The sequence below is a fragment of the Clostridia bacterium genome (assembly GCA_036562685.1).
Classification (GTDB): Bacteria; Bacillota; Clostridia; order Christensenellales; family DUVY01; genus DUVY01.
Genome location: DATCJR010000164.1, coordinates 1 through 3,711, shown reverse-complemented (window position 1 = coordinate 3,711; position 3,711 = coordinate 1). Strand labels below are relative to the sequence as shown.

5 protein-coding genes are annotated in these 3,711 nt (G+C 33.9%); all 5 read right to left on the bottom strand.

What is annotated here, in order from left to right; genetic code table 11:
* Positions 1–1,480, bottom strand: a 1,480-nt coding sequence (locus tag VIL26_07455; GenBank protein ID HEY8390763.1) for a hypothetical protein, incomplete at its 3' end; no start/stop codon positions are given.
* 81 nt (positions 1,481–1,561) lie between these two features.
* Complete coding sequence (locus VIL26_07450) at positions 1,562–1,876, bottom strand: Asp23/Gls24 family envelope stress response protein (GenBank protein HEY8390762.1); 315 nt, start codon at positions 1,874–1,876, stop codon at positions 1,562–1,564.
* A 66-nt stretch (positions 1,877–1,942) separates the two neighbouring features.
* Entirely contained in the window at positions 1,943–2,413 is a 471-nt protein-coding gene (locus VIL26_07445) for a SpoIIIAH-like family protein (GenBank protein HEY8390761.1), read from the bottom strand.
* Positions 2,414–2,464: 51 nt separating this feature from the next.
* A complete protein-coding gene (locus VIL26_07440) occupies positions 2,465–3,295 on the bottom strand; it encodes a hypothetical protein (protein ID HEY8390760.1) in 831 nt (276 codons plus the stop codon).
* Positions 3,288–3,711, bottom strand: a 424-nt coding sequence (locus VIL26_07435; GenBank protein HEY8390759.1) for a stage III sporulation protein AF, incomplete at its 5' end; no start/stop codon positions are given. The genes VIL26_07440 and VIL26_07435, both read right to left, overlap by 8 nt.

Here is a 3,711-nt window from a genome sequence, read left to right as displayed (position 1 = left end):
TAGCATTAATTCTAGCATATACATCTTCTTTTGAAAGTTTTGTTTGTGCCGACCTCTGAGGCGCCTGTTGCCTTCTTTGTGCATTATTTTGATTTGAATTAATTTGAGAAGACGCAGGAATACCGCTATTTTGAGATACTGCAGTATTGGCGCTATGAGGAGTAGGTCTTACACTCATAGATGTAGGCCTTTGAGGATAAGGTCTCTGTCCCTGATAAGCCATATTAGGTCTAGGTTGTGCTTCTTGAGGCCTCGGTCTTTGAGGCGGTACAGAATTTTGAACAGACTGTGATGACGGTACAGAATTGCCCATAGGCTTTTGACCTTGTACTGCTGAAGGTGTGGGACGCAAAGGCTGTCTTACACCTTGACCAAATTGTGTCTGTTGTTCGGGTCTTGATGTCTCTTTCATCCTTTCAGCATTTTGCATGATCTTCTGCTGCTGCATCATGCTCTGTTTTTGAATTTCATTATTTATATTGTCATAAGCCGCCTGCAAAGGCTTTTGAACATTACTTTGAGTAGCACTCGTTTTGGGTGCCTGAAATTGATTATATGCCTTGCCAGAAGATATTGTGTTGACTGATCCAAAAGGATCTGAATATTCTGTTCTTCTTTCCTCTTTCTTTTCAAATGAAGAAGGCATCATTCCCTTATTAGCCATTGTGTAAGGTATAGAATATTGATCCGGAGCCAAAGTCTCTTCTGGTTCATAATGTTCTTCTGTAAACACATCAGGCTCTTGAGGCTCAAAATCAACATCAGGAAATACATTATCCTTTTGAATTTCGTCAGTCTCAACATCAAAAGGTTCAACGGGCGCAACAAAAGTATCTTCAATGTCTTCTTCAGACTTTTTAACAGGCTCCATAGTTTTGGGAGATTCAGGCATTACAACCTCATTGTTGCTAGGCTTTTCAACGTCCAAATCTATTCCTACACCAGCATAAGGTGCCCCAAATTCAAACAAAACATTTCCATCAGCAAACTTGTAAGAAGGAAACTTTATGCCCAAATTCATGGTGATAGCTTCTTCAAGTTTAGGACGAAGCTTTCCAACCAAAGCCTGAAAATCATAGCCGTCATAAAGTTTGGCATTAACTAACAAGCAGTTACCAAACTCTCCCAACTGTATATCTATGTTAACTGATTTTATTCCTTCAATTTCTTTACAAACGGATTTTGCTATCTTTTTTATATTATGTGAAGTTACACCTATAGAGGACTCTCCATAAACATATATTGAGTTATTGGTAAATCTCAATCTGTTTACGATAAGTAATATTGATAATATCAAATAAACACCAGCCAAAACAAAAGCTGTAATCAAAATTCCGCCTTTACCAAAACTGTAATTTAAATACTTGTCCAATATGTTTAATTTAAACAGCGGTATTTTAGAAATTACTACGCTGCCTATAAAAATCAAACCTATTAACGAATTGAGAATTAATAAGATTTTCTCTATAGGTCTTTTCACAAAAACTCCTCCATTAGGGCAGCCTTCACCACAATTGCTTTGATAGTGAAGGCTTTTTCTATGCTATCTTTTGAAACAAACTTATTCTTCAAAACCCACTTCTAATACATTTACATTAATGGTGCTAACTCTATAAACAGACATAGTCTCCACGCTTCGCTTTATGTTCTCTTGAACACGAAAAGCGACATCGGAGACACTGTGTCCGTAAAGTATCTTCAAAAAAACATCAACAGAAATGTTGTTGTCCTCATCAATGTCAATTTTGACTCCCTTGCCCTGCAAAGACACAACACCTGTAATCTCTTTTGCAGCAAGAGTGATTATGGACAAAATTACATTTTTGCCATAAATGGTACTACCTGTATGATTCGATTGCAGGCTCTTACCACCCATTTTTTCTCCTAGTCTTTAATGTAAATATTTTAGCATATATCATTTATAAAAACAAGAGTTTAAAATTTATGATATAGGGATTATATTTATTTCAGACGGTTGTTTTCCTGTTTCTTCAGTAACAATATACAAAATCTGAATTAATTCATCCTCTGTTAAAGGATCAGATTTTATTATAACATTAATATTTGCTCCGGTAGTAACAACACAGTCCTCAAAGCCTTGTGCCTTAATTAGACCTTCTATTACCAATTCTTGGTTCATGGCTGTTGCTATTTTTAGTTTTTCGGCTTGCGCTGCAGCTTTATCAGCTTCTGAAGAAGCTTCACTGTTAATAATAGCATCAAGATACATTATTGTCTGATTGCGGGTTTCTAATCTATCGCTTCTATAAGTTTCAAAGAAATTTCCAGCTACTACAGGTGTATCCTTAGTGCCTTTAGTGGTTTGATTTAAAACTACATTTAATATTCCAGTAATTACTAATAATACCAGCATTCCTGCTAATATAATAATTTTCTTTTTTTTGCTTAGCATAAAAATTATTCCCTCCATATTTGGTATATATAATATGTTTATTAAGTTTGATTACCCTTTATTCATAGTTAGTACTTTTATTTGATCTTTGCTTATATTAAGCAATACTGATACCGCATTGATAATGTCCAACTTTACTTTTACATCATCAGCGCCTTCGGCAACGATTAAAACTCCTATAACCTTAGGCGAAAGTTCTTTTAAAATAAGCGGAATTTGGTTACCTGAAACATAAATAATTTGAGGACTAGACGAGTTTTGATCATTTTCGTTATAACCGCCATCACCTCCTGTTGAGATGCTCTTACTGGAACTTGTTATATAGGCAATAACACGTTCGGGCGTGCTTTCAAAAGTTATCATTATATCAACCTTGCCCGCATTCTCAATGCTAGAAAGTAATTTTGCCAATCTTTTTTCAGTTTCTAAGCAATAGTCATATGCGGAAGTATACCCATCATCACTTGTCGTAGTTCTATTGTTAAATGAGCATGATGATACACTAGAACTAAAATATATAAGCAATACAATTACAACAAATGCTATTGCAATATATATCTCAATATTCTTTATCTTTTTTATTTTCTCCCATATTCCTTTTTTCTTTTCACTATCTTTATCAGTTTTGGGAGTAGAAAATTTATCATCTGTTAAAAAAATCTTATTGGGAATTTGCGTCTCATCACTCTTAGATTGAAATTGACTTTCTTTTTTTTTACTAATCTTTGAATCTTCAGGTCGCGATATCACATGAACATTTTCTCTGCGACCGTCAACACTTTGGATTTTGATATTTTTTTCTTCTAAGGATTTTTTAGGCGAATTTTGAATAGGTGCTGAACCGCCTGAAATATACACCTGTTTGATAAATTTTTCATCCATATACAATCACCGTTATATTATTATCGTTTAGATATTCCCTTATTTTTTGTTTTATCTTTTCATAAGTTGATGACTCTTTTTTTATTTCGCATTTAAAAATATCAATGCTTACTGCTTTGATTTTTAAAACATTATTTTCTATAGCAGCAATTAGTCTAACATTTGCATTTTTATATCCATCTGAGTTCAATTTTTTTTCTAAAGACTCTTCCAATATTGATATTTGCTGCGAGCTTACATTTTGAATTATTCTGGTGTCTGCTTGAATTTCATTGCCGTCAAAAATATTTGAAAAATCAAAGTTTTTATTAAGCAATGCCGGTATGGGGGACAAAATTATAAAAAGCGTTATTATTGACATAATGCTCTTTATATATTTTTTGGTACTGCCTTCAGTCATAACAAGATCGACCAAT